Annotated in this window: 19 protein-coding genes; 7 read left to right on the forward strand and 12 right to left on the reverse strand. The window is 61.5% G+C overall.

What is annotated here, in order from left to right:
* Position 1 precedes the first annotated feature (1 nt).
* From cyoB to K5Q02_RS10220, 5 genes are all read left to right on the forward strand, one after another.
* Positions 2-1,975 carry a cytochrome o ubiquinol oxidase subunit I gene (gene cyoB / locus K5Q02_RS10200; RefSeq protein ID WP_225838840.1) on the forward strand — a complete coding sequence of 658 codons (1,974 nt, stop codon included), beginning with the start codon at positions 2-4 and terminating at the stop codon, positions 1,973-1,975.
* A 3-nt stretch (positions 1,976-1,978) separates the two neighbouring features.
* Positions 1,979-2,602, forward strand: a complete 624-nt coding sequence (gene cyoC, locus K5Q02_RS10205; RefSeq protein WP_225838842.1) for a cytochrome o ubiquinol oxidase subunit III — start codon at positions 1,979-1,981, stop codon at positions 2,600-2,602.
* Positions 2,602-2,934, forward strand: a complete 333-nt coding sequence (locus tag K5Q02_RS10210) for a cytochrome o ubiquinol oxidase subunit IV (RefSeq protein ID WP_225838844.1) — start codon at positions 2,602-2,604, stop codon at positions 2,932-2,934. Before cyoC ends, K5Q02_RS10210 begins: the two co-directional genes overlap by 1 nt.
* A gap of 12 nt (positions 2,935-2,946) precedes the next feature.
* On the forward strand, positions 2,947-3,891 hold the full coding sequence (gene cyoE / locus K5Q02_RS10215) for a heme o synthase (protein WP_225839639.1): 945 nt from the start codon (positions 2,947-2,949) through the stop codon (positions 3,889-3,891).
* 80 nt (positions 3,892-3,971) lie between these two features.
* Positions 3,972-4,388, forward strand: a complete 417-nt coding sequence (locus K5Q02_RS10220) for a 3-phosphoshikimate 1-carboxyvinyltransferase (RefSeq protein ID WP_225838847.1) — start codon at positions 3,972-3,974, stop codon at positions 4,386-4,388.
* Here the strand turns inward: K5Q02_RS10220 and K5Q02_RS10225 are convergent.
* Together K5Q02_RS10225 and K5Q02_RS10230 are read right to left on the reverse strand one after the other, a co-directional pair.
* The gene (locus K5Q02_RS10225; RefSeq protein WP_225838849.1) at positions 4,375-5,313 is read right to left on the reverse strand and encodes a class I SAM-dependent methyltransferase; all 939 of its coding nucleotides are present in this window, start codon (positions 5,311-5,313) and stop codon (positions 4,375-4,377) included. The two genes, K5Q02_RS10220 and K5Q02_RS10225, sit on opposite strands and share 14 nt — an antisense overlap.
* A gap of 148 nt (positions 5,314-5,461) precedes the next feature.
* On the reverse strand, positions 5,462-6,724 hold the full coding sequence (locus K5Q02_RS10230; RefSeq protein WP_225838850.1) for an OprD family porin: 1,263 nt from the start codon (positions 6,722-6,724) through the stop codon (positions 5,462-5,464).
* 542 nt (positions 6,725-7,266) lie between these two features.
* On the opposite strand from K5Q02_RS10230, the gene K5Q02_RS10235 reads away from it, so the two are divergent.
* Positions 7,267-7,623: a 5-carboxymethyl-2-hydroxymuconate Delta-isomerase gene (locus tag K5Q02_RS10235; protein ID WP_225838852.1), complete on the forward strand. Its 357-nt coding sequence runs from the start codon at positions 7,267-7,269 to the stop codon at positions 7,621-7,623.
* 41 nt (positions 7,624-7,664) lie between these two features.
* On the opposite strand, the gene gcvT is transcribed toward K5Q02_RS10235, so the two are convergent.
* The 5 genes from gcvT to K5Q02_RS10260 form a co-directional block, all read right to left on the reverse strand.
* Positions 7,665-8,786, reverse strand: coding sequence for a glycine cleavage system aminomethyltransferase GcvT (gcvT, locus tag K5Q02_RS10240; RefSeq protein ID WP_225838854.1), 1,122 nt, complete (start codon positions 8,784-8,786; stop codon positions 7,665-7,667).
* Between the two features lie 92 nt (positions 8,787-8,878).
* Positions 8,879-11,731 (reverse strand): aminomethyl-transferring glycine dehydrogenase, encoded by a 2,853-nt coding sequence (gcvP, locus tag K5Q02_RS10245; RefSeq protein ID WP_225838855.1) that lies wholly within the window; start codon positions 11,729-11,731, stop codon positions 8,879-8,881.
* Positions 11,732-11,740: 9 nt separating this feature from the next.
* The gene (gene gcvH, locus K5Q02_RS10250) at positions 11,741-12,124 is read right to left on the reverse strand and encodes a glycine cleavage system protein GcvH (protein WP_225838857.1); all 384 of its coding nucleotides are present in this window, start codon (positions 12,122-12,124) and stop codon (positions 11,741-11,743) included.
* 290 nt (positions 12,125-12,414) lie between these two features.
* Positions 12,415-13,218, reverse strand: a complete 804-nt coding sequence (locus K5Q02_RS10255; protein ID WP_225838859.1) for a SirB1 family protein — start codon at positions 13,216-13,218, stop codon at positions 12,415-12,417.
* Positions 13,219-13,324: 106 nt separating this feature from the next.
* Entirely contained in the window at positions 13,325-13,588 is a 264-nt protein-coding gene (locus K5Q02_RS10260; RefSeq protein WP_225838861.1) for a YebG family protein, read from the reverse strand.
* A 533-nt stretch (positions 13,589-14,121) separates the two neighbouring features.
* On the opposite strand from K5Q02_RS10260, the gene K5Q02_RS10265 reads away from it, so the two are divergent.
* Positions 14,122-14,595: a phosphate-starvation-inducible protein PsiE gene (locus tag K5Q02_RS10265; protein ID WP_225838863.1), complete on the forward strand. Its 474-nt coding sequence runs from the start codon at positions 14,122-14,124 to the stop codon at positions 14,593-14,595.
* Positions 14,596-14,604: 9 nt separating this feature from the next.
* Here K5Q02_RS10265 and K5Q02_RS10270 read toward each other — a convergent pair whose 3' ends face one another.
* From K5Q02_RS10270 to K5Q02_RS10290, 5 genes are all read right to left on the reverse strand, one after another.
* Positions 14,605-17,238, reverse strand: coding sequence for a DEAD/DEAH box helicase (locus K5Q02_RS10270; RefSeq protein WP_225838864.1), 2,634 nt, complete (start codon positions 17,236-17,238; stop codon positions 14,605-14,607).
* A 169-nt stretch (positions 17,239-17,407) separates the two neighbouring features.
* Positions 17,408-17,641, reverse strand: coding sequence for a hypothetical protein (locus K5Q02_RS10275; RefSeq protein WP_225838866.1), 234 nt, complete (start codon positions 17,639-17,641; stop codon positions 17,408-17,410).
* 65 nt (positions 17,642-17,706) lie between these two features.
* Positions 17,707-19,083, reverse strand: a complete 1,377-nt coding sequence (locus K5Q02_RS10280) for a GGDEF domain-containing protein (RefSeq protein WP_225838879.1) — start codon at positions 19,081-19,083, stop codon at positions 17,707-17,709.
* 108 nt (positions 19,084-19,191) lie between these two features.
* Positions 19,192-19,578 carry a hypothetical protein gene (locus K5Q02_RS10285; protein WP_225838881.1) on the reverse strand — a complete coding sequence of 129 codons (387 nt, stop codon included), beginning with the start codon at positions 19,576-19,578 and terminating at the stop codon, positions 19,192-19,194.
* Positions 19,579-19,634: 56 nt separating this feature from the next.
* A complete protein-coding gene (locus tag K5Q02_RS10290; RefSeq protein ID WP_225838884.1) occupies positions 19,635-20,465 on the reverse strand; it encodes an SDR family oxidoreductase in 831 nt (276 codons plus the stop codon).
* Positions 20,466-20,500 lie beyond the last annotated feature (35 nt).

The raw sequence follows: 20,500 nt of genomic DNA on the forward strand, positions 1-20,500 counted from the left end.
GATGTTCGGAAAGCTGACGTTAGACGCAATACCCCTGCACGAGCCCATCCTTGTCGTCACGATGATTGCCGTGGTGCTGGGTGGTCTCGGGCTGTTCGCCGCCCTGACCTACTTCAAGAAGTGGGGCTACCTGTGGCACGAGTGGCTGACTTCGGTCGACCACAAGAAAATCGGCGTGATGTACATCCTCGTCGCCCTGGTCATGCTGCTGCGCGGCTTTGCCGACGCGATCATGATGCGTACCCAGTTGGCTATCGCCACTGGCGGCTCTGAAGGGTATTTGCCTCCGCACCACTACGATCAGATCTTTACCGCTCACGGTACGATCATGATCTTCTTCGTGGCCATGCCAATGGTGGTCGGCCTGATGAACATCGTCACGCCGCTGCAGATCGGTGCGCGCGACGTTGCCTTCCCGTTCCTCAACTCGTTGAGCTTCTGGCTGTTCGTGGTGGGTGTACTGCTGACCAACGTTTCGCTGTTCGTGGGCGAGTTCGCCATGACCGGCTGGGTCGCGTATCCACCGCTGTCAGGCATCGAGTACAGTCCGGGAGTCGGGGTCGACTACTACATATGGGCTCTGCAGATATCCGGTATCGGTACGCTGCTGACCGGTGTGAACTTCTTCGTGACCATCATCAAGATGCGTGCCCCTGGCATGACTCTGATGAAAATGCCGATCTTCACCTGGACCATCCTGTGCACCAGCGTGATCATCTGCGGCGCCTTCCCGATTCTGACCGCCGTACTCGGCATGCTGACTCTGGATCGCTACCTGGATTTCCACTTCTTTACTAACGAAGCTGGTGGCAACCCGATGATGTACGTCAACCTACTGTGGGCCTGGGGCCACCCTGAGGTGTACATCCTGATCCTGCCGGCCTTCGGTGTGTTCTCCGAAGTGACGTCGGTGTTCGCTCGCAAGCGTCTGTTCGGTTATGCCTCGATGGTCTGGGCTACCGTGGCGATCACCGTACTGTCGTTCGTGGTATGGCTGCACCACTTCTTCACCATGGGCTCTGGCGCCAGCGTCAACGCCTTCTTCGGTATCGCGACGATGATCATCGCCATCCCGACCGGTGTGAAGATCTTCACCTGGCTGTTCACCATGTACCGCGGTCGTCTGGAGTTCACTTCGCCGATCCTGTGGACCCTGGGCTTCATCATCACCTTCTCCATCGGTGGTATGACCGGCGTACTGCTGGCCGTTCCAGGTGCTGACTTCCTGCTGCACAACAGCCTGTTCCTGATCGCCCACTTCCACAACGTGATCATCGGCGGTGCGGTATTCGGCTACATGGCCGGTATCACCTTCTGGTTCCCGAAAGCGTTCGGCTTCAAGCTGCACGAAGGTTGGGGCAAGGCGTCGTTCTGGTTCTGGATCGTCGGTTTCTACCTGGCGTTCATGCCGCTGTACATCCTCGGCTTCATGGGCATGACCCGTCGCCTGAACAGCACCACCAACCCCGAGTGGGAGCCGTGGCTGCACATCGCCGTGGTCGGCGCCGTGCTGATCGGTATCGGTATCCTCTGCACCCTGATCCAGTTCGCTGTGTCGATCATCAAGCGCAAAGAACTGGCCGACGTGACTGGCGACCCGTGGGACGCTCGTACTCTGGAATGGTCGACTTCGTCGCCACCGCCGTTCTACAACTTCGCGGTAACCCCGCGTGGTGATCGTATCGACGAGTTCCACGAAATGAAGCGTGACGGTCTGCCGGCTGCGCCAAGCAAGTACTCGCCGATCCACATGCCGAAGAACACCGGCGTTGGCCTGATCATGTCCGTAGGCGCTCTGGCCTTCGGTTTCGCCCTGATCTGGCACATCTGGTGGCTGGCTGCATTGAGCTTCGTGGGTACCTTCGCCGTCCTGATTCGCAACAGCTACAACACGGACGTCGACTACTACGTGCAGCCCGATGAGATCGAACGCATCGAGAAGGCACACATTCAAGCAAAGGCTAAGCAGGCTTAAACCATGTCTAGTGAAGTGATCAGCAACCACGCTGCTCATGCCGATGAGCATGAGCACGAACATCACCACGACGCGGGTGAGATGAAGGTCTTCGGGTTCTGGATTTACCTGATGACCGACTGCATCCTGTTCGCGAGTATCTTCGCAGGCTTCGCGGTGCTCAGCACCGCGTACGCCGGCGGTCCGACTCCGGCAGATCTGATCGACCTGAAGCTCGTTCTGGTCGAAACATTCGCTCTGTTGTTCTCGAGCATCACCTACGGCATGGCCATGCTGGCCATGTACCGTGGCGACAAGAGCAAGGTGCTGGCTTGGCTGGCAGCCACCTTCCTGTTCGGTGTGGTGTTCATCTCGATCGAACTGTACGAGTTCCATCACCTGATCCACGAAGGTGCCGCGCCGCAGGTCAGTGCCTACTGGTCCGCGTTCTTCACCCTGGTCGGCACCCACGGTCTGCACGTTAGTGCCGGCCTGGTGTGGATGGCGGTGATGATGCATCAGGTCGCTAGCCGCGGCCTGACGCCGGTCACCCAGACCCGCCTGAGCTGCCTGAGCCTGTTCTGGCACTTCCTCGACGTGGTGTGGATCTGCGTGTTTACCGTTGTCTATCTGATGGGGGCTCTGTAATGGCTCATGATCACCACTCTGCCGCCGGCGCGAGCCATGGCAGCACCAAGGATTACGTCGTCGGTTTCTTACTGTCGGTAATCCTCACCGTGATCCCGTTCGCGATCGTGATGAATCCCGTCATGTCGAAAGCGGCCACGCTGTTCACCATCGTCGCTTTCGCGGTCGTGCAGATCTACGTACACCTCGTGTACTTCCTGCACATGAACACCTCGTCCGAGCAGCGTTGGAATACGGTGGCGTTCGCGTTCACCATCCTGATCACCATCATCGTCGTAGCGCTCTCGATCTGGATCATCTGGAGCATGCACTACTACATGATGGCCAACTAAAAAGAGAGCAGCCTGATGTTCAAGCAATACCTGCTCCTGACCAAGCCAGGCATCGTCTTCGGAAACATGATTTCCGTCGCCGGTGGCTTCTTCCTGGCTTCGAAGGGGGATATCGACCTGATGCTGTTCCTGGCAACAGCACTCGGCGTCGCTCTGGTGATTGCTTCCGGTTGCGTGTTCAACAACTACATCGATAGGGACATCGATGTAAAGATGGAGCGGACCAAGAACAGGGTGCTGGTTAAAGGCCTGGTTCCGCCGACACATGCCATCATTTACGCCTGCATCCTTGGGATTGCAGGCGTTGCCTTGCTCTATAAAGCTACGAATCTGCTTGCTGTCGCCTTGGTCCTGATGGGCTTCGTCGTCTACGTCGGGCTTTACAGCCTGTACCTCAAGCGCAATTCGGTTTATGGAACGCTGGTTGGCAGTCTGTCGGGCGCCGCTCCACCCGTTGTGGGCTATTGCGCTGTAAGCAACGAGTTCGATATGGGAGCAGCGATTCTGCTGCTGATCTTCAGCCTCTGGCAGATGCCCCATTCGTACGCTATTGCCATCTTTCGTTTCAATGACTACCAGGCCGCCAACATTCCGGTGTTGCCGGTGATCAAGGGCATTCCTGCTGCCAAGCGCAGCATCGTCCTGTACATCGCCGCGTTCCTGGTCGCCACCTTGATGCTGACCATCAGTGGTTACGCCGGTTACAGCTACTTCGTGGTAGCAGTGGTCAGCGGCGCCTACTGGTTGTGGATGGGGGTGTCGGGTTACAAGGCTGTCGATGACAAGGTCTGGGCACGCAAGCTGTTCGTGTTCTCGATCGTCACTATCACTGCGCTGAGCGTGATGATGTCGGTGGATTCCCAGTCCACGCCGAGCCAGATGCTGATGACATCGGTCAACCACATCTGTGGCGCCGATAATCTCAGTGGTTTTTGTGCGGCGTTCGCCTCGCGCTGAATTCGGCAAGTGAATCGAGCGGGCCCCGTCATCACCGATGACGGGGCCCGTTTTCGTTGAGGGCTGATAAGGTGTCTGGCATGAAGGGTTCAGCTATTTGGAGAAAGACCGTGAATGAGCAAGACTCCTTCATCAAGGGGCTCAAGGAGCGCCTGCCCGATGATCTCAAGGATTCGTTCAGTGACGAGCAGCTCGATGCGCTAAAGGTTGCTTTTGGCGCACGCCAATGGGGGCGCCATCCTCTGGATCTACGAGGGACGCTCAAGTTGTGGCGCTGGCGCTACTACTTCGTGCTACTGGCCGGGCGCAACAAGCGCGACCTCAGTCGAGCCCAGCAGGATCTGTCGCTGACCGCGAAGGCGATAGGCGTCAGCGTGTTCCTGCTGGTGTCGCTGGCGCTTGGTCTGCTGTTTCTCTACCTGCTCAAGTCAGCCCTGGGCATCAACCTGTTTTCCGGGTTTTCGCTGGGCCTGTGGGACTGGTTCAAGAGCGGCTGAACAGCAGTGCCTTCAGCCCGCCCTCGGGCTCGGCATCCGGAAATTCCGGTGGGTTTTCCAGGCGCTGATCGAAGCGCAGCTCGGGGGCCTCGGCGGCCATACCGGTGATCAGGAAGTCGCTACCTATATTGGGGTCGTTGACGCAGGCCAGCACGCGGCCTTCGGCACTGAGCAGCTCGGGGAGCTTACGGAGGATTTTCTGGTAGTCGCGGGTGAGGGCGAAGCTGCCCTTCTGGAAGGACGGTGGGTCGATGATGATCAAGTCATAGGGGCCATAGCGTTTCACCTTGCCCCATGACTTGAACAGTTCGTGGCCCAGAAAACTGACCCGGCTCAGATCGTGGCCGTTGAGGCGATGATTGTCGCGACCGCGGCTCAGCGCAGCCTTGGCCATATCCAGATTGACTACATGCTCGGCGCCACCGGCTAGCGCCGAGATGGAGAATCCGCAGGTGTAGGCGAACAGGTTGAGTATCCGCTGGCCGCTGGCATTCTCGCGCACCCAGCGCCGGCCCAGGCGCATGTCGAGAAACAGCCCGGTGTTCTGCTTGCGACCCAGATCGAGAAGATAGCGCAGGCCGTCTTCCTCGATGATCCACTCTTCGGGCAACTCACCCACCAGGCACTGCATCGGGCTGTCGGTCTGATAGCGATGCTGCAGCAGCAGGCTGTGGGCCTGGCTGTGCTGCCATTCGCCGGACTGGCTCAACTGCAGCAACATCACCTGCAAGGCCTCAAGTTCATCTGCCGGCGGCTCCCTGAACAGGCACACCAGTACGATACCCTGCAGCCAGTCGACGGTGATGTGTTCGAGCCCTTCCCAGCAGCGGCCGCGTCCGTGGAACAGGCGGCGAGTTTCCTTGAGTGTCTCGCTGAGCGCGTGGCTGAGATGCTGGTGCAGAAACGTCAGGTTGGCCGGGTTCATGGTGCGCTATCGGTCGGCAGGGCGCGGCAGTTTAAAGCAAAGCGGCCGTTCGCTCATGGCTCCCGCGTTGTTGCAGGCATAAAAAAGCCCGTCACGAGGACGGGCCAAATATGCCATGACACTGGAGTAAAGCGATGCGATACGAGCCTTACAGGATCGACAACGGATAGTTGAAGATCAGGCGGTTCTCGTGGAGATCCTGGCCGACGTCACGACGGACGTCGGAGTTACGCCAGCGCACGCTGAGGTTCTTCAGGGTGCCGTCCTGGATGGTGTAGGCCAGTTCGGATTCGCGGCCCCACTCTTCGCCATCCTTGCGGCCATCGGCTGCGTGGATGCTGTCGCCGCTGACGTAGCGGTTCATCAGGGTCAGGCCCGGGATGCCGACACCGGCGAAGTTGAAGTCATGACGCACCTGCCAAGAGCGCTCGTTCGGCGCGTCGTAGCTGTTGGTGAAGCCGTCGTTGACCAGGGTGCCGCCGCTGGCGCCGTCGACGCGCATGAACTTGGTGGAACCGTTGAGCTTCTGGTACGCCACGGTGAAGGTGTTGCTGCCGGTCTTGGCCGAGAAGCTGCCCTGGTAGACCTTGTTGTCCAGCTTGCCAGCTTTGGCTGCGCCTTCGTCCTTGCCGTCCACATAACCGAGGTTGGCACCCAGTACCCAGTCACCCACCGGTTGGCTGTGGGTCAACTGCAGGTAGCTCTGCTGGTAGATGTCTTCCAGGCGTGCGTGCCAGACGCCGACCATGGTGTTGTTGCCGTTGAATTTGAATTCACCGCCACCGAAGTTGAAGTCATCGCCGGCGATACCGTTATAGGACATGTCCTCACGGCTGGCGTCGTTACGCTGGCTGTTCTTCCAGAACTGGCCGCCGTACAGGGTCAGGCCATCGATTTCGTTGGAAGTGAGCTGCGCACCCTGGAAGGTTTGCGGCAGGGAGCGACCGTCGTCTGCACGCAGGATCGGCAGCACGGCGAACCATTCACCGACCTTCAGCTCGGTCTTCGACAGGCGAGCTTTGGCAGCTACGGCGGTACGACCGAAGTTGTCAGCGGCCTGGCCATCGCCGTGGATCGGCAGCAGTTGGGTGTTGGCTGCGCCGCGGTTGCCGTCCAGCTTGATGCTGTACAGGCCCAGTACGTCGAGACCAACGCCGATGGTGCCGGCGGTGTAGCCGGAGCGCGCATCGAGAATGAAACTCTGGGTCCAGCCTTCGGCCTGGCCTTGACGCTCGCCGCGGATCACCGGATCGGTGCCGTTGAGGTAGTTGCGGTTGAAGTAGTAGTTGCGCAGGCCGAGTGTGACCTTGGCATCTTCAACGAAGCCTTCGGCCTGGGCTGCCACTGGTAGGGCGCTTGCTGCGATGGCCAGTGCGATGAGGCTAGGTGGTAGTGCGGCGATGATTTTCATTGTTGTTGTGCTCCCGTTTTCTGAACAAACCATCCTCTGTCGATCAGTGATCAACATGCCGTGAGGAGGGTGTGGATAGCCCTGTGCAGGGCGACAGACCCGCGTGCGGACACGCAGGACTCTGCCTCAGGCCCTAGCCGTCGGCGAATAAGTGGCGCGCAGGTATTGAGATGAATGCGACGGACTGGTGAGGAAACCCGAGTCGACTGGACGTGCGAAGAGCGTGAATGCTTCAGTCTTCATGGTGCGACCTTTTTTGTTTTTATAAGGCTGTGTTGTCATACAACATTGTCGCTGATTATTTGCAGCTCTGAATCGGCTTGTCAACGCACTCTGATAAAAAGTTCCCTTTGGGGCGTTTTTTACGCAGGCAGCAATTCCTAAATGTTAGAAATTCCGCATGGGCCGTGGCTTTGCAGTTATCGCAACACCTTATTCTTGGGTATCTGTGTGAGCTTGAGTATACGACCTTGGCCGCAGACAGACTGATAAGAAATGTTGTGTGATAACGTATGACGATCTTTATCAGTGAAGAGAGTCCCATGCCACATTGTCTTATCGAGGGTGCGCGTTCGCTGGAAAAAACACTCGGTGCTGGTGAGCTGGTAGCGCTAGTTCACGATGCTGCAATGGGCACCGGGTTGTTTAAGGAGGGCGAGGTGAAAGTGCGCCTTAGCCTCTATGACCACTTCAGTGTCGGCGGCAGCCAGAGCGATTTCCTGCACGTGATCTTCTATCTGCTGGCCGGTCGTACGGACGAGCAGAAGAAAGCCCTGTCGATGGCTATCGTGCGCTCACTGGTGGAGCGCCTGCCGGAGGTCGAAAGCATTTCTCTGGATGTGCGGGACATGCGCCGCGAAGCCTTCAGCAACCGGCGCAGTTGCCTGGACGCAGGCTAATTGAGTAGACAGGGCGGCAGAGGCTGCCGCCCCAGCGGTACTTAACCGCGGTAGTAGCGCTGCGCCACGAACGGCGTCTTGGCGACCTTCATGGCAACGCGTTTGCCGCGTACCAAGGCCCACACATCGCTGTCCATGGCGACGTGACTGCTCTGCACGTAACCCATGGCCAGCGGCGCACCCAGGCTTGGGCCGAAGCCGCCACTGCACACCTGACCGATGATCTCGCCATCGGCATTCACCAGCTCCGCACCCTCACGTACCGGCGTGCGCTCCTGAGGCAGCAGGCCGACACGTTTGCGGGCGACCCCTTCGCGCTGTTGCGCGAAAATGCGCTCGGCACCGGGGAACCCGCCGGGGCGAGTGCCATCGGCTCGCCGCGCCTTGGATACTGCCCAGAGCAGGCTCGCTTCGATCGGCGTGGTGTCGGCACTCATGTCATGGCCATACAGGCACAGGCCGGCTTCCAGGCGCAGCGAATCGCGGGCGCCCAGGCCGATCGCCTGAACTTCCGGTTCGGCCAGCAGGCTGCGCGCCAGCGCTTCTGCATGGGCGGCAGGTACCGAGATCTCGTAACCGTCTTCACCGGTATAGCCGGAGCGGCTGACGTAGCAATCGACCCCGAGCAGGCGCACCGCTGCGAATTGCATGAAAGTCATTTTCGCGACTTCCGGTGCCAGGCGGGTAAGTACGTCGACCGCCTTGGGGCCCTGCAGGGCAAGCAGGGCGCGTTCGAAGCGCGATTCGATCTGGCACTGGTTGGCGATGTGCTGCTGCAGGTGCATCAGGTCCTGATGCTTGCAGGCCGCATTGACCACTAGAAACAGCGTGTCGTCGCCCAGGTTGGCGACCATCAGGTCGTCGAGGATGCCGCCGTTCGCATCGGTGAACATGGCGTAGCGCTGCATGCCTACCGGCAGGTCGATGATGTCCACCGGTACCAGGCTTTCCAGGGCCTTGGCGGCGCCAGTGCCACGCAGGATGATCTGGCCCATGTGCGAGACGTCGAACAGGCCGGCGGCTTCGCGGGTGTGCTGGTGTTCCTTCATCACGCCGAGCGGATATTGCACCGGCATCTCGTAGCCGGCGAATGGCACCATGCGTGCGCCCAGCTCCAGATGCAGTGCGTGGAGGGGAGTCTTCGCCAGAATTTCAGAGCTCATTGCGCTCTCCTGTATAGGTCGTGAGCGGCCCGCAACAGCGTGCGGGCATAGAGAGGATCGGGCTGCCGAAGCGCTCGGCAGCCCAGGCGCTATCAGGCGTCCTGATAAGCCTCGATGGGCGGGCAGGCACAGACCAGATTGCGGTCGCCGAACACGTTGTCGACCCGGCCTACTGGCGGCCAGTACTTGCCGTCGATCAGGCTGCGGGTCGGGAAGACCGCCTGTTCGCGGCTGTACGGATGCGTCCACTCACCCACCAGTTCGGCGGCGGTGTGCGGAGCATTCTTCAGCGGGTTGTCGTCGACATTCAGCTCGCCGCGTTCAACCGCACGAATTTCCTCGCGGATGGCGATCATGGCGTCGCAGAAGCGATCCAGCTCTTGCTTGGACTCACTTTCGGTCGGCTCGATCATCAGCGTGCCAGCCACCGGGAAGGACATGGTGGGGGCATGGAAACCAAAGTCGATCAGGCGCTTGGCCACGTCGTCGACGCTGATGCCGCTGCTGTCTTTGAGCGGACGCAGATCGAGGATGCACTCATGGGCCACCAGGCCGCCTTCACCGCTGTAGAGCACCGGGTAGTGCTCTTCCAGGCGACGGGCGATGTAGTTGGCATTGAGGATCGCCATCTGCGACGCCAGGCGCAGGCCGGTGCCGCCCATCATGCGGATGTACATCCAAGTGATCGGCAGGATGCTGGCGCTGCCGAATGGCGCAGCGCTGACCGCGCCGATCTTGCGCTGCATGTGAGCGTGGCCTGGGAGGAACGGCGCCAGGTGTGATTTCACGCCGATCGGGCCGACGCCCGGGCCGCCACCACCATGGGGAATGCAGAAGGTCTTGTGCAGGTTGAGGTGGGAGACGTCACCGCCGAACTTGCCTGGCGCACAGAGGCCGACCATGGCGTTCATGTTGGCGCCGTCGATGTACACCTGGCCGCCGTTGTCGTGGACGATGGCGCAGATCTCGCGAATGCCTTCCTCGAACACCCCGTGGGTGGACGGGTAGGTGATCATGATCGCTGCCAGCTGATCGCGGTGCTGCTCGGCCTTGGCGCGCAGATCGTCGATGTCGACGTTGCCGCGGGTGTCGCAGGCGGTGACTACTACGCGCATGCCTGCCATGTGGGCGGTCGCCGGGTTGGTGCCGTGGGCCGATTGCGGGATCAGGCAGATGTCGCGCTTATCGTCGCCGCGGCTGTGGTGGTAGGCGCGGATCGCCAGCAGGCCGGCGTATTCGCCCTGGGAGCCAGCGTTAGGCTGCAGCGACACGGCGTCATAGCCGGTGGCAGCGCAAAGCATGGCTTCCAGCTCGTCGGTCAGCTCCTGATACCCGGCGCTCTGCTCGGCAGGGGCGAAGGGATGCAGGTTGCCGAATTCCGCCCAGGTGACGGGGATCATCTCGCTGGCCGCGTTCAGCTTCATGGTGCAGGAGCCCAGCGGGATCATGCTGCGGTCCAGGGCCAAATCTTTGTCGGCGAGCTTGCGCAGGTAGCGCATCAGCTCGGTTTCCGAGTGGTAGCGATTGAATACCGGGTGCTCGAGGATCGCCGACTGGCGCAGTTGCGCGGCAGGCAGCCCGCTGTCTGCCGCCTGGGCCAGGGCGGCGAAGTCCGGCAGGGCCTTGCCGCTTGCGAACAGTGCCCAGAGTTGCTCGATATCCGCCTGAGTGGTGGTTTCGTCGAACGACAGGCCGATACGCTCGGCATCCACTTCCCGCAGGTTGATGCCGGCTGCACGGGCATTCTGGTGCAGCGCGGCGGTCTGCTCGCCGCTGCGCAGGGTCAGCGTGTCGAAGAACGCCTGTTGTTCGATCTGCAGACCGAGCGCCTGCAGGCCGCGGGCGAAGATCAGCGCCAGCTGGTGGACGCGCTGGGCGATCCGGGTGAGCCCCTGCGGGCCGTGGTAGACGGCGTACATGGCGGCGATATTGGCCAGCAGCACCTGAGCGGTGCAAATGTTGCTGGTGGCCTTCTCGCGGCGGATGTGTTGTTCGCGGGTCTGCATGGCCAGGCGCAGGGCCGGGTTGCCGAAGCGATCCACCGAAAGGCCGACCAGGCGGCCCGGCATGTCGCGCTTGAACGCGTCACGGGTGGCGAAATAGGCGGCATGCGGACCACCGAAACCCAGTGGCACGCCAAAGCGTTGAGCGCTGCCCAGCGCCACGTCGGCACCGAACTCGCCAGGTGCCTGCAGCAGGGTCAGGGCCAGCAGATCGGCCGCGACGGCTACCAGGGCGTTGGCGCTATGGAAGCGCTCGACCACATCGCGGTAGTCGAAGATGTCGCCATTGCTCGCCGGGTACTGCAGCAGGGCGCCGAAGAAGGCGCTGGCGTCGTCGATGGCGGCTTCGTCACCGACCACCACTTCGATGCCCAGCGGCTCGGCGCGGGTACGCAGCACGTCTAGGGTCTGCGGGTGGCAGTGCTGGGAGGCGAAGAAGGCGTTGGCGGCCTTGTTCTTCGACAGGCGCTTGCAGAAGGTCATGGCTTCGGCGGCGGCGGTGCCTTCGTCGAGCAACGAGGCGTTGGCGATCGGCAAGCCGGTGAGGTCACTGATCAGGGTCTGGAAGTTCAGCAGCGACTCCAGGCGGCCCTGGGAAATCTCTGGCTGATAAGGCGTGTAGGCGGTGTACCAGGCCGGGTTTTCCAGCAGGTTGCGCAGGATCGGGGAAGGCGTATGAGTGCCGTAGTAACCCTGGCCGATGTAGTTGCGGAACAGCTGGTTCTTGGCGGCGATGGCCTTGATGGCTGCCAACGCATCGGCTTCGCTCTGGCCGTCGCCGGCCGGCAATACGCTGGTGCCCTTGATGCTGCCCGGGATGACGCTGGCGGTCAGGGCGTCGAGGTCGCTGAAACCGAGGGTTTCAAGCATGGCAGCGGTGTCTTGCTCGCGGGGGCCGATGTGGCGTGCGATGAATTCGTTGCGGGTGGTCAAGTCAGTCATGGTTTTCTCTCAGGCGTCGGCTTTGGCGTTGAGCAGGCGCTCGTAGGCGTCCTGATCGAGCAGGCCAGCCAGCGCTTCGGCGTTGCTTGGGCGGAAGCGGAAGAACCAGCCCTGTCCCAGCGGTTCGGCGTTGACCAGCTCGGGGCTGGCTTCGAGATCGGCGTTCACTTCGACCACTTCACCGTCGAGCGGCATGCCGATGTTGCTCGCTGCCTTCACCGACTCCAGCACGGCCACTTCTTCGCCGGCGGTGTAGGCCTGCAGCTCGGGCAACTGCACGAACACCACGTCACCCAGTGCGTCTTGAGCGTAGGCGGTGATACCTACGGTGACCAGCCCATCGGCCTCCTGACGCAGCCATTCGTGCTCGACGGTAAAACGCAATTCGCTCATGGGGACTCCTTGGTGATTTTCGGCCCGTCTGTGCGGGCGCGGCTAATGGGTAAAGCCATTAGCAAACTAAGTGCCAGTTTATTTTTTGTATATAAATCAATGGCTTGTATATTTATTCTGAATTAGGCTCGGTGCTCTGTATCGATTTCTATACGCAGCATCTCGTCTTTCAGCACAAGCCCAAGCCAAGCCCCCGGATGTCGCAGTTGGCAAGTCATGTGTCGTATTCAATACATTGTATTTAAATCGATACGATGGGCGGGGCGCCCGCAATCAGAGGGCGGCAGGGGTCAGTGCAGGGCAGTGGCCGCGCTCAGCTGGCGCAGGCGATCGCCCAGGCGTACATGCAGTGCCGGGTCGTCGCACAGCAGCAGGGCACGCTGGACATCGAAACGCTCCGCCTGTGGGCAGTCGAGGCGCTGATAAAGGTCGGCTCTGGCCAGGTGATCACTGACGTTGGGAGGCGCGAACTGCAATACGCGTTCGGCGTCTTTCAGGGCGGACAGGTAATCGTCGTCCTGCCCATGCAGATAGCGCAGGTTGCGTGACAGGCGCACGATCATGCTCCGCGCATCGCAGCCCAGCATGTGTTCTGCGCTCAGCTGTGCCTGTGGGCCCATATAGCGCAGCAGCAGTTCACGGCAGTCGCGGGTATAGAGCCGTCGCCCACCACAGGGATCGAGCAGGTGGTCAGCACCGGGTACGCGCAACAGGAAGTAACCGGGGAAGTTGACGCCCTGCAGAGGAATGTTCAGGCGCCTTGCCAGCTCCAGAGCGATCAACGCGATGCTCAGTGGCTGGCCGCGACGGCGCAGCAACACCTTGTGCAGCAACGCTGCCTGGGGGCGCACCGGGTTGTCGTCGTCTTCGTGAAAATTCAGGTCGTTGAGGCGCCGCAACAAGGGCTGCGCTAGTTCCTGCGCGGGGAGGTTGGGGAGGCCGGCATCGACCTGATGCTTCAGGCCGTCGAGCTCGCTGACGATCAGTTTGGGCTGTACGGCGATGTCATGTTCGGCAGCGACCCACAGGGCCGCCTCGAAGAGCGCCGGTTGCTCGGTGTTCAGACAGGCAAGGCAGTGGTCGCGCGCTCTCATGGTCACCTCCCGTGGGTGACCTCTGTTTTAACCGTGCGCGCGCCTGACGTCTAGAGCTGAAGGCCGAGGATATGTTGCCGGCGATTTGTGCGCCGCCGGCAGGCGATCACTCTGCCTGTGCCTCACTGCCCAGCTCGGCAAGGGCATCGGGCTGGTTCTTGAAAGCTTTGGCGAACACATCGCGGTTTCTGGCCATGTAGATGCCCAGCTCTTCGCCCTGCTCATCGCTGAGAGACGGCACCGCCTTTTGCAGCACTTCGCTGAGCAGTTCAGCCAGCTCCAGCATCTTGTCGTGACGGTCGGCTTCGGCTTTATCCATAAATAAACGCTCCGGATCGCGACTGCTGCGGTACACCACTTCGACGGCCATTCATCACCTCTACGCCTTCACGCTAATGGTTGAAAATACACTGTTCATGCATACAGTTGTGGCAAGCATAATGAACCGCGCTGCATTTGAACAGGTAAACGTGATTCTTGCTGTGCGCGGCATCTTGTCACGCGCTGCAGGTTGCCGCATCCGTGCCTTTTTGGCGACGGCGGGCTTCTCTGTGCCAAGGCAGTCGCTCCGGGCCAGCTTCGCTGGTCTTGTTCCTGCATGGGAATGTCACGCAAGCACGCCATGATCAGGCCGTGTGAAAACGTAGCGAGCGAAGGTCAGGCAAGGGCTGGGCGCCCCCGCAAACCGGCGAAACGTAGCGCAGCGGAGTAACAGCCGAAGGCTGGCCCGTAGGGCGAACGTAGTGAGTCAAAAGCGCAGTTTACGAGTTGTAAATGAGCATTTTGACTGGGCTGGCATTCCAGCTGGTTTTTAACGCCGCATGACCGAGCGCAGTAGTTTCCACACAGCCTGATGATGGCCGCGTTTGCGTTTCGGCTGCATCAATCATCAAGGGGAAGCGTATGAAGTGGGTAGATAACAGCCGCAAGCGGATGCACAAGGGCGCGAATTCGATCGGCAACCTGTTCGTCGAGGGCTTCCACTACCTGGGCCTGTTCGTGATCGGCGGGGCAACTGCCTGGGCCTCCGTCGCGGCCTTCCTGGGCATGCTTGAGAAGGGCAGTGCCAGCGTGGACGACATTCTGCTGCTGTTCATCTACCTGGAGCTGGGAGCGATGGTCGGCATCTACTTCAAGACCAACCACCTGCCGATCCGCTTTCTGCTGTACATCGCCATCACTGCGTTGACCCGTTACCTGATCGGCGATGTATCGCACCACAAGGCGCCGGATATCGGCCTGCTGTACCTGTGTGGCGGTATCTTCTTCCTGGCCCTGTCGGTGCTGGCGGTACGCTTTGCCTCGTACAAGTTTCCGTCCAGCAAGGCCATCGATTCGACAGGCGACGTGGTCGGCGATAACTACTCGGAGAAGTAGTTACGCCCTTCAGTCACTCAGCGGGGCGAACAGCGCCTGCAGGTCGTCTTCGCTGAGCTGCCATTGCGCCTGGCTGCCGCCTTCTTCCAACAGGCCGCGCGCCAGGCTGGCCTTGGCGTGCTGCAGTTGCTGGATCTTCTCCTCGACGCTGCCCCGGGCGATCAGCTTGTAGACGAACACCGGCTTGTCCTGGCCGATCCGGTAGGCGCGATCGCTGGCCTGGGCTTCCGCTGCGGGGTTCCACCAGGGGTCGAAGTGGATCACGGTGTCGGCGGCGGTGAGGTTTAGGCCCGAGCCGCCCGCCTTGAGGCTGATCAGGAAAACCGGAAACTGCCCAGCCTGGAACTGCTGTACCGGCGTGCGGCGATCACGGGTGCTGCCGGTGAGCTTGGCATAGGCAATACCGCGGGTTTGCAACTCGGCTTCGATCAGCGCCAGCATCGAGGTGAACTGGGAGAACAACAGCACCCGACGGCCTTCGCCGATCAGCGCTTCGAGCATTTCCAGCAGGCTGCCGAGCTTGCCGGAGTCGCTGCTGCTCAGTTCTTCCGGGGCTTCATCCAGCAGGCGCAGGTCGCAGCACACCTGGCGCAGACGCAGCAACGCTTCGAGGATGACGATCTGGCTGCGGGCCAGGCCCTGCCGGGTGATTTCCTCACGCACCTTGCGATCCATGGCCAGGCGCAGAATTTCATAGCGATCGCGCTGCGCCGGTGTCAGTTCCACCCATTGGGTGATCTCGGTTTTCGGCGGCAGCTCGCGGGCGACCTGTTCCTTCTTGCGGCGCAGCACGAAGGGTTTGATACGCCCACGCAGATGCGCCAGGCGCTGCTCGTTGCCATGCTTCTCGATGGGCGTGCGGTAGTCGCGGGTGAAGCTCTTACTGTCGCCGAGCCAGCCCGGCATCAGGAAGTTGAACAGCGACCAGAGCTCGCCCAGGTGGTTTTCCAGCGGCGTACCGCTCAGGCACAGGCGCTGTTGCGCGTTGATCTGCCCGGCGGCGAGAGCGGCCTTGCTGCGCGGGTTCTTGATGCTCTGGGCTTCGTCGAGGATCAGCAGGTGGAAGCGTTGCGCGGTCAGCGTCTTGAGGTCGCGCGGCAGCAGGGCATAGGTGGTGAGCACGATGTCGTGTTCGGCGATCAGCTTGAACTGGCTGCGGCGCTTGGCACCGTGCAAGGCCAACACCTTGAGGCTCGGGGCGAATCTTGCGGCTTCATCCTCCCAGTTGGGGATCAGGCTGGTGGGCATGACGATCAGGGCCGGTTGCTGCAGGCGGCCGTTCTGTTTTTCCAGGAGGATATGCGCCAGGGTCTGCAGTGTCTTGCCGAGGCCCATGTCGTCGGCCAGCACGCCGCCTACCTTGAGTTCGGCCAGGGCCTGCATCCAGCCCAGCCCCTGCAACTGATAGGGGCGCAGTTGTGCCGCCAGGCCGTCCGGCGCGCTGACCGGCTGCAGCGTGGTGTGCTGCAGACGCTGGGCGAAATCGCGCAGATCGGCGCCACCCTGCCAGTTCAGCTCGGGGCCCTGCTGCAGCACGTTGAGGCGCGTTGCATCGGCGCGTGGCAGGCGCACCCGGGTGCCGATGTCTTCACCATCACCGATGAACAGTTCACCGAGCGCTGCCAGCAGCGGCTTGAGCCGTGCATAGGGCAGGGCTACGCGGCGCTGGCTGTGGGGCAGGGTGACCAGCAGCATTTCGCCGTCCTGGCGCTGAGCCAGGGCTTCACCGGAAAGTAGCCAGGGCGTGCGCCGGATGGCCTGGAGCAGGATAGGCAGCAGGCTGATGCGCTGACCTTCCACTTCGATCCCCAGTTCCAGATCGAACCAGCCCTGTTCGGGAACCTCATCGACATCGGCGTACCAGTCGTCGATCTGTGCCAGGTTGTACTGAAAATCAGGTTGCACCTCGACCCGCCAGCCTTCTTCGCGCAGGGCCGGTACCTGCTGCTGCATGAAGGCCAGCCAGGCTGCGTCGCCCTGCAGTTCGAAGTGTTCGCCGGGATGCTGGGCGAGCGCCTCGCTCTGCCGCAGGGCCGTGCGCAGGCCGCCTTCTTCCAGGCGATGACGCAGCTCGGCTTCGCGGGCCCCATCACGTACGATGCGCAACTGATGGGTCGGGCCGAGGCGATACAGCAGATCCTTGGCCGGCTTGCCCGCTGCGCTGTGGCCCTGATAGTCGAAGGCCAGTGCTGCGCGGTGCTGGGTCTGTTCCAGCATGCGGCCCTTGCGCGCATCGAAGTGCACGCGTACATGGCTGCCCAAGGTCAGCACGGGGATCGGCGGCACATTGTCGATGCGAGTTTCTTCCATGGGCTTTTCGACGACGATCAACGAGCCCAGATCCTCACCGGAGCGCTGGCGCGCCTCGAGGGTGAGCAGGGCGGCGGCGACATGTTTGCAGTTGAAACCCACTGGGCAACTGCAGTTACCCGTCACTCCCCAGCCCTGTCCGTAGGGATGCAGGGTGATGCGTTGCTGGTACGGCCGTTCGCCGCTGCCCAGGCAACTGGCGAGCAGGCTGTGATCCTTGAGGCTGAGCAGGCGGCTGAGCCCGCGGGTGGCGTAGTCCTGGCCGCGGCGCAGCGCACCGTCATCGAAATCGCCGCGCCAGTCGGCCTGCTGCAGGTGCAGGATGTCTGGCATCAGGCTACGTCTCGGAGGTCAAAAGCAAGCTTCGGCATGGGGCGATGAATACGATGGCAAGCCGTCGATGGTCTCACAGCCTGAGCGGGATTGGCAGATCAGATGCGGCTGACGTGTCCGCACCAAGGCACGTCTAACACTGACCTGCGTTGTCATCGCGGTGCCGCGTTTATTTGTCTTCGGTCTTGATGGCGCCGCGAATGTTCATGGCTGCCAGGCACAATTGCAGCACGATCAACGCATACGCGTGGCTGTAGAGACCCCAGATGATCCACAGCAGATTGCTGGCCATGAATACCCAGAAGCCCAGGTTGCGCCGCTGGCGCTGTTTCGAAGCGATCAGCCAGGCCGCCACGACGGTGACCAACATAGCCGGCCATTGCAGCCAGTCGATGTACTCCATGAATGTGCCTGTTTACCGAGAAGGACTTCAGGTGCGACCGGGCTATCGAGTGGGTGTTCGACTTTTCAGACCGACTCGCTCTCGCGCTGCGCCTTGTCGGCGTACATCTCGTCATCGGCCATGCGCAGCAGATCGCTGGCGGTTTCACCGTCCTGGGGCGCGATGGCGATACCGATGCTGATACCGATTTGCAGGGTCTGCTGATTGAAGACGATTGGCTCGCTGAGGGCCTCCTCAATGCGCTGCCCCAAGCGAATCGCCGCCGCGCGATCGAGGCCCGGCAGCAGCGCTGCAAACTCGTCGCCACCGAGGCGCGCCGGCATGTCGACACGTCTTAGCAGGCCACGCAGCCGCTTGGCACTGACCTTGAGTACCTCGTCTCCGGCGGCGTGACCGTAACGATCGTTGATCTGTTTGAAATGATCGAGGTCGATCATCATCAGCGCGAAGGAGGTGCGCCGCCCTTTGGCGCCCAAGGCGTTGGCGACGCTGTGGTCGAAGAGGCGACGGTTCGGTAGGTCGGTCAGCGCATCCAGGTAGGCCAAAGTGTTGAGCGGGCGCAGCAAGTGCCGGTTGACCAGCAGCACCACCAACGCCGAAAGCAGCAGGCTGGCGAGTAGCAGATAAAGCTGGAAGGTCTCGATGCGCTCGTGGGCGGCCATGGTCTGGCCCAGAGACTTACCCATGATCAACAGTACTTCGCTGGCACCCTGGGCATTGATGTTGGCGAGTGAGACCGAGCGCATCAGGTATTCATTGCCCTCGTCTTGCAGCCGCCAGGTGGCACCATCGATCAGCGCGGATGGATTGCCTAGCAAGCGGTCGAACGTGCTGCTCAGGGTGTTGCCATGCAATTGCCAGGCGCCATTCTCGCCGCGCGAGAGGAGGGCGAATTCGGTGTCGGTGACCCGCTTCAGCTCACCGGCCAGTTTGTCGTCGACGGCGAAACCCAGGGTGAGTTCGGCCTGCGGCGTAGGCATGCTCACCACGCTATGAATCAATTGGTAGAGCACGCCGCTCTGGCTGCGCAGCATGGCGATAGGCATCTGCCCGTCAGCGCTGCCGGATTGTGCGGCGGCCTTGAGCAGGGGAACGATATCGGCCTGTTGCAGCTCGCTGGGGACACTGGCGATCAGTTGCCGGTCGAGGGTATTGAGCACGGCGATATCGGCCTGCAGGCGGCGGCCATGATTCTGCAGCATGGATTCGATAGTCGCTCGCTCGCCAATGGCAATGGCCTCCTTGAGGCCGTAGTCCGCCGCTAGCACGGCTGCACCCTGAGTCAGCTGACGGTGGCGTAGTTCAAACAACTGGTCGACCACTTGAGCGGTGGTTGCCAATTGCGTGGCAGTGGTGTCTTCAACGATGCCGCGATTGGTACGCACACTGACCAGATAAATGACGATCTGCACGATCAACAGCGCAGCGAGCAGCGCAAACATGATGCGTTGCTCCTGGGTTTTGAGGTGCCGGCTGGTTCTCATCGACGTTCCGATCAGGCTTATTGGTAACGAGTGTAGAGCCGCGATCGTCCCGCAAGTGCCGCTTGATCAGGGCATTCTTTTGAATATTCGTTCCGAAAAGAGCATTTGCGCGAGCAGCGGATAGCTCAGGTAGTGCAGCGCGAAGATCACCACGCCCATCGGGCTGGGCTCGTCCTGCAGCGTCATCATGGTCAACAGGCCGACATACAGCAGCGCCAGCATGCCGCCGTACAGCCACACCAGGCGGCGCCGTTCACCGCGGGTTGGTGGGCGACGCTGCTGCCAGGCGAACAGCAGGGCCATGATCGCCGCCACGCTGGCGGCGATCACCAGTGTTGCCAGCACGCCGCCGAGTTTGACGAAGCTGCGCAGCAGCAGGTTGAGCAGCACGGCTGCGACCACGCCGATGACGGCGTAGCGAGTCATGGCGACGGAAGAATGGGATGGGGGCATGGCGGCACGGCTCGGTGCAAAGGTGGAGCTTTGAGTCTCGCCGCTGGCGCCGGGTTCTACAAGGCGCGATCCAGACCGAAGCGGCGGCTCAATATGCGATCCAGCAGTGCGCCCGGTAGCAGGGCGGCGAGCAGCGGCAGTGCGCGGCAGCCATTGCCCAGGCGTATGATCCGTGGTCGCTTGCCGCTGTTCACGGCGGCGAACACATTACGAGCGACATGGCTGGCCGGCGTCGGGTTGTCCTGTGACGCCATGGCGCGGGCACGGATGCCGTCACGCATGGGCCACCAGGGCGAATGCTCGCTGATCAACTGCTCGGCCTGGCGGCTGGCCTGAGTGCCGAAGCTTGATTCGATGGCGCCCGGCTGCACTTCCAGCACGCCGACGCCGAAAGGCGCGAGCTCAAGGCGCAGGGCGTCGCTAAGAGCGTGGACGGCAGCCTTGGAGGCGCAGTAGGCGCCTGCGAACGGGGTGGCCAATAAGGCGGATACACTGCCGATGTTCACCACCAGCCCTTTGTTCTGGCGCAGCAACGGGAACAACGCCCGAGTCACGCTGACGATGGAGAACACATTGGTTTCGAACTGCCGGCGCATCGCTGCGGCACCGCCATCGAGCAGCGGGCCCATGGCGCCATAGCCGGCATTGTTGATCAGTACGTCCAGGCCGCCGATGCGTTCCTTGAGCGTCACGGCCAGTCGCTCGACAGCGTCGGCGTCGTTCACGTCCAGTTGCACGGCGTTGAAGCCGGCTGCGCTCAGGCGTGCCACGTCTTCCTCTTTACGGGCGCTGGCCCAGACTTGGTAGCCCTGCTGCAGAAAGGTGTCCGCCAGTGCGCGGCCGATGCCACTGGAACAGCCGGTGATCAGAACCGTGGGGTGGCTCATGGGCAATCCTTGTGCTTGTTGTTATCTGGATATTT

Origin of the sequence: Pseudomonas sp. MM211 (genome assembly GCF_020386635.1) — a bacterium.
Lineage (GTDB): Bacteria > Pseudomonadota > Gammaproteobacteria > Pseudomonadales > Pseudomonadaceae > Aquipseudomonas.

Coding starts and splice junctions, on each gene's coding strand:
- K5Q02_RS10235 (WP_225838852.1), top strand. CDS start 7,267: ATGCCACATTGTCTTATCGAGGGTGCGCGTTCGCTGGAAAAAACACTC.
- cyoC (WP_225838842.1), top strand. CDS start 1,979: ATGTCTAGTGAAGTGATCAGCAACCACGCTGCTCATGCCGATGAGCAT.
- gcvH (WP_225838857.1), bottom strand. CDS start 12,124: ATGAGCGAATTGCGTTTTACCGTCGAGCACGAATGGCTGCGTCAGGAG.
- K5Q02_RS10265 (WP_225838863.1), top strand. CDS start 14,122: ATGAAGTGGGTAGATAACAGCCGCAAGCGGATGCACAAGGGCGCGAAT.
- K5Q02_RS10270 (WP_225838864.1), bottom strand. CDS start 17,238: ATGCCAGACATCCTGCACCTGCAGCAGGCCGACTGGCGCGGCGATTTC.
- K5Q02_RS10255 (WP_225838859.1), bottom strand. CDS start 13,218: ATGAGAGCGCGCGACCACTGCCTTGCCTGTCTGAACACCGAGCAACCG.
- K5Q02_RS10210 (WP_225838844.1), top strand. CDS start 2,602: ATGGCTCATGATCACCACTCTGCCGCCGGCGCGAGCCATGGCAGCACC.
- K5Q02_RS10275 (WP_225838866.1), bottom strand. CDS start 17,641: ATGGAGTACATCGACTGGCTGCAATGGCCGGCTATGTTGGTCACCGTC.
- K5Q02_RS10260 (WP_225838861.1), bottom strand. CDS start 13,588: ATGGCCGTCGAAGTGGTGTACCGCAGCAGTCGCGATCCGGAGCGTTTA.
- K5Q02_RS10220 (WP_225838847.1), top strand. CDS start 3,972: ATGAAGGGTTCAGCTATTTGGAGAAAGACCGTGAATGAGCAAGACTCC.
- K5Q02_RS10290 (WP_225838884.1), bottom strand. CDS start 20,465: ATGAGCCACCCCACGGTTCTGATCACCGGCTGTTCCAGTGGCATCGGC.
- cyoB (WP_225838840.1), top strand. CDS start 2: ATGTTCGGAAAGCTGACGTTAGACGCAATACCCCTGCACGAGCCCATC.
- K5Q02_RS10280 (WP_225838879.1), bottom strand. CDS start 19,083: ATGTTTGCGCTGCTCGCTGCGCTGTTGATCGTGCAGATCGTCATTTAT.
- K5Q02_RS10285 (WP_225838881.1), bottom strand. CDS start 19,578: ATGCCCCCATCCCATTCTTCCGTCGCCATGACTCGCTACGCCGTCATC.
- K5Q02_RS10230 (WP_225838850.1), bottom strand. CDS start 6,724: ATGAAAATCATCGCCGCACTACCACCTAGCCTCATCGCACTGGCCATC.
- gcvP (WP_225838855.1), bottom strand. CDS start 11,731: ATGACTGACTTGACCACCCGCAACGAATTCATCGCACGCCACATCGGC.
- gcvT (WP_225838854.1), bottom strand. CDS start 8,786: ATGAGCTCTGAAATTCTGGCGAAGACTCCCCTCCACGCACTGCATCTG.
- K5Q02_RS10225 (WP_225838849.1), bottom strand. CDS start 5,313: ATGAACCCGGCCAACCTGACGTTTCTGCACCAGCATCTCAGCCACGCG.